The following is a 3,543-nucleotide window of genomic DNA, read 5'->3' on the forward strand; positions in this document are numbered from 1 at the left end:
TCCCGCGCATGGCCTCCGCCGCGATCGACGAGCGCGCGAGCCCGAACGAGAGCGAGGCGGAGCCGCCGCTTGCGGAAAAGCCGAAGCCGAAGCCGGTGCGCTGCGCGAGGGAGGATTGGGCTCTGGCGCGGCCGGGGCGCCGGGTGGCGCAGCTGATACGCCGCGTGGGCAGCAGTTTGCCTGTTCGCATCGGGGGCGGTGTCGTCGCGGGCGAGCGGCTCCTCCGCCCGGCTCCAGCTGGAGGCGAGGCCGCGCACGGGGGGAGCGCCTCGCGCTGAACTATTTGTGATACAGTGCCCACGATCTAAGTGTGCCAAAAAAAACGTAGCACGCAATAGAGGAGTTGCTGTAGCGCGGCCACCACTTCTTGGAACTAATTGATGTCTTGGCGTAGATAGCTCAGTCAGATTCCGGGTTTCGGGGCTGGCGCCCTTGTTTCGTCGAATACCAAACCCGATTGCTCCAAGATGAATTGAAGTCTCTTTGGAATAATCTCACTTTCGACTGATCTCGAAATCTCAACGAGCAAAGTCGCCTTCTCCAAATCAATCCATACCTGTTCATCCGCTAAAAAATCAGAGATAATTTCGACGACAAGCAATGTTTCGCCCGCGTCCCAAAGGACGCGAAGTACGCTGAGGCGTGGAGTATCGATCACGTCAGCGAATGCAATCTCGATTTCTTCAAAGTAGTAGTTCATGGAGAGCATCCTCAAGCAGCAGGAGGCCATCTGGTGGGGAATTATGTTCTATCTCGGTAACGACTCTTCTACTATTTGGTTCAAAGATTACCCAGCACATTCTTTGATTTATAGATCCAAATGCAAACCAGCGCGCATTTTCCTGAGATCGGGAAAACTGTAAGCAATTTTTAGGCGAGAACGAAAAAAACATTGTTCCGCCATCGCGCAAAAGTTCGTCAGTGCTTGTCAACGTTGAACTCTTTAGGGTATTAAGCACGATAGAGTTCATTCTATTGAGGGCCCACTGTTCCGCCGAGTAAAATGCCTCGAGCAAGTCGGGCGAATGAAATTCATCCGGTTCGATAAGCCAACCACCTCTTGGGCCGCGTCTTTTCTTCCAAGGTAGTCTGTAATCGGCGCTCACCAGCTGAAAGGCGTCCAGCTGCACTTCCATCATTTCTGGGACGATGACGTTTTCCCAGCCTCTCCGCCAACCATATAACAGGCGCGCGCCCAGAGCACCGTCGTCGCCCTGTGAAAGCGAAATTACCGGGTAAGTCGCGCCCTGGCGAAGGTTTTGCATGCCTCCCGAGAGAACAGTCGACGGGCTATAGGGCTCTCGAAGCATAACGCGCATCACCTCCTCCAATTGCCTTGGTGATTAAAGACAACCTTGTAGTCTAGGTCATAGAATACCTCACCGGTGGAAGAATTCATATAGAAGTGGACTCTGAACGGCCCCGCAGGGCTTTGTATCGTCGGCGTCTCAAATTTTCCGAACCCGAGCGGTATTTGTGGATTGTTGAGCCGCTCAGGCGCAATCACCTGGGTAGCTCCGGCGATTGCTTCGGGGCGAAGCTCACCCGATGGCAACCAAGGGCTTCGTGCCTCCGAAAGGCGAAGAGCGCCCGCTAACTCGGAGGCTGTAACGGCATTCTCTGGAACGTTGTTCCGGGCTTCTAGCGTTAGAGGAAACGTGTAACCAGGTGGGAAGGTAATGTTTGACCATGACCCCTGCTGCTGGATCGGCGTGGAGACGCTCAGCCCCGGGTCCGGGATGGCGGTGGTGATGACGAGGGTGGGGCCGGTGGGGCCGGTGCCGGGGGTGGAGACGACGAGGCCGCCTTGGGCGGTGGCCTGGAAACCACCGCCGATCGCGCCGGCGAAGGCGCGGGCGTCGTCGAGGACGGTGCGCGGGTCGATCGGGACGATCTGGCCGCCCGCCGTCGCGATCCCAGCGCCGACGAGGGCGTAGGCGCCGTTCGGCATGCGCGAGAGGACGAGTAGGGTCTGCTCGCCCGAGGGCGAGCGGACGCTCATCGTCAGTTGCGTCTCGGAGCCGCCGCCGACGATGCGGATCTTGCTGCCGTCCGCCAGATCCTCGGTGTGGTCGATCCGCGCTCCGACAGGCGTGTTGTAGAGAACCGCGGCGACAAAGGTTGCGGCGACGGCGAGTGCCATTACAGCCCCCGTCGTCCCCGCGGCCCCCGCGGTCGCGAACGCGCGCGCGATCGTCTCGGGCGAGACCGGCACGCCGTCGACGATTCCTGCGGACAACGAGGCGTAAGCTGTCGCCGGGTCGTTGGTCGCCAGCAGTTCGAGAATCGCGGCGATCTGGGCGGCTTCCTCCGCCGAGATCGCCCCCGATGCCACCTGAGCGGCCACGATCGCCTGTTGCGCTTCCTCGACGGAGAGGCCTTGCAGGCCGAGCATCGCGGCGGCTTCGGCGACGGAGCGGGCGATCTCTTCGGTGAGGCCTGAGAGGCCGTATTCGAACAGAGCCCGGTTCGCCTCGAGATTGGCGCGCGTGGTGGCGAAGCCGGAGGCGAGCTCGCGGATGGCGGTGTCCGACGCGTAGAACCGCACGCCTGCGGCCTCGTCGCGAATCACCTCCTGCGCGCGGTCGAGGTCGCGGTTGAGGGCGGCGAGGTCTTGGGTCTGGGCTTCTTCGTCGCGCACGACGATCTGGCCTGGGCCCACGGTCGCGCGGGTGATTCGCTCGACGTCGCGGGAGGCGAGCTGGCCCGAGAGGGTGGCGCCGGGGAGGCCCTGGCCGGGGCGCTCGGTGCCGGTCTGGTCGCCGCCCCAGCCGAGATTTACCCCGAGCTGCACATCCTGCACGCGCTCGACGATACGCTCCTCGATATCGGAGAAGCCCAATGTGCGGGTGTCGATGAGGAGCACGCCGGAGCGAGCGGCGATCAGCGCGCCGTCGATCTGGGTGTGGCCGCCGACGCCGGCGAAGAGCCGGTCTTCGGCGATAATCGCCGTCTGCTCCGACACCCACAGGCTGTCCGCCCGCTCGCGGCCCGAGCCGACGGAGAGCGACAGGGAGGAGGGCCCGACGAGGCCGATGGTGAGGCTCCCCCCGGCATTCCAGGACGACCCTCGGGTGCGGCCGGTATCGGCGAGCGAGGCGATTCGCAGATCGCCGCCGACGAGGAGATCGACCTCCCGCGCCGCGATCCGGGCGCCCGCGACCAGAGTGTCCGCCCCCGAGGAGACGAGGAGCCGCTCGCCCGCGACGAGGTCGGAATTGACGAAGGCCGAGCCGAGCACGTCGCGCCGCGAGCCCGAGGCCCCGCCCTCCAGCGTCACGCCGATGTCGACGCCCCGCGCCGAGGCGGTGATGCCGATGCCGACGCTCGCGGAGGCGGAGGAGGCGCGCTCGGCGGCGGCGAAGGTCGCCTCGCCGGCCGTGACGATCACGTCCCGCCCCGCGATCAACGCCATGTCGCGCGCGGCGCTCGCCTGGGTCGCGACCAATGACAGGTCGCGGCCGGCGGCGAGGGTGAGGTCGCGGCCCGCGTCGAGGAGGGTGGGGACGAGGCCGGTGGCCTGCTCGGATTGCGCGATCCGCG

4 protein-coding genes are annotated in these 3,543 nt (G+C 63.9%); all 4 read right to left on the reverse strand.

Annotation, left to right across the window (positions count from 1 at the left end; translation table 11 throughout):
* Positions 1–190 (reverse strand): hypothetical protein (locus ACK4UM_RS20835; RefSeq protein ID WP_409802957.1); only part of this gene is annotated, 190 nt, incomplete at its 3' end.
* Between the two features lie 213 nt (positions 191–403).
* Positions 404–700: a hypothetical protein gene (locus ACK4UM_RS20840; protein ID WP_409802959.1), complete on the reverse strand. Its 297-nt coding sequence runs from the start codon at positions 698–700 to the stop codon at positions 404–406.
* The gene (locus ACK4UM_RS20845) at positions 684–1,265 is read right to left on the reverse strand and encodes a hypothetical protein (protein WP_409802962.1); all 582 of its coding nucleotides are present in this window, start codon (positions 1,263–1,265) and stop codon (positions 684–686) included. The genes ACK4UM_RS20840 and ACK4UM_RS20845 overlap by 17 nt, the downstream gene beginning before the upstream one ends.
* A gap of 53 nt (positions 1,266–1,318) precedes the next feature.
* Positions 1,319–3,538, reverse strand: coding sequence for a hemagglutinin repeat-containing protein (locus ACK4UM_RS20850; protein WP_409802965.1), 2,220 nt, complete (start codon positions 3,536–3,538; stop codon positions 1,319–1,321).
* Between the last annotated feature and the right edge of the window lie 5 nt (positions 3,539–3,543).

The sequence above is a fragment of the Salinarimonas sp. genome (genome assembly GCF_046292825.1).
GTDB lineage: Bacteria > Pseudomonadota > Alphaproteobacteria > Rhizobiales > Beijerinckiaceae > Salinarimonas.